General features: G+C 72.3%; 1 protein-coding gene. It reads right to left on the reverse strand.

Annotated features, from left to right (window positions below):
- Nucleotides 1–16 precede the first annotated feature (16 nt).
- A partial coding sequence (locus ABE454_RS16120) for an OmpA family protein (RefSeq protein ID WP_346533099.1) occupies nt 17–553 on the reverse strand: 537 nt, incomplete at its 5' end.

The following is a 553-nucleotide window of genomic DNA, read 5'->3' on the forward strand; positions in this document are numbered from 1 at the left end:
CCCGGCCCCCTCAGTCTTAGAAGTTGATGTCGACCGTCGCGCGACGGTTCAGCGGCTCACGCACGCCGTCGGCGGTCGGCTTGGCCAGGTCGGTCTTGCCCTTGCCGTCCAGCGAGATCACGCCGCCGTTGACGCCTTGAGCGACCAGGGCGTCAGCCACGGTGCGCGCACGGCGGTTCGACAGGCCCAGGTTGTAGGCTTGCGAACCCATGGTGTCGGTGTGACCGACGACCAGGACGCGGGTCGGAGCGCCCGACTTGGCGTAGTTGGCGGCTTGCGACACCACCGAGCGGGCTTCCGCCGTCAGGTCCGAACGGTCGAAGTCGAAGTAGACCACGAACTGACGGGCGGCCGGCTTGGCCGGAACCGGCGGCGGCGGCGGCGGCGGAGGCGGCGGGGGAGGCGGCGGGGGCGGCGGCGGCGGCGGCGGCGGCGGGGGAGCCACCGGCTCGGCGCCGAACGCATAGCGCAGGCCCAGCGTCACGGTGTGCGACTGGTCGTAGTCGCCCGACAGGTTGCCGAAGACCGGACCGGCCGACTGCGTCGTGTCGAA

Origin of the sequence: Brevundimonas diminuta (genome assembly GCF_039673845.1) — a bacterium.
GTDB lineage: Bacteria > Pseudomonadota > Alphaproteobacteria > Caulobacterales > Caulobacteraceae > Brevundimonas > Brevundimonas diminuta_E.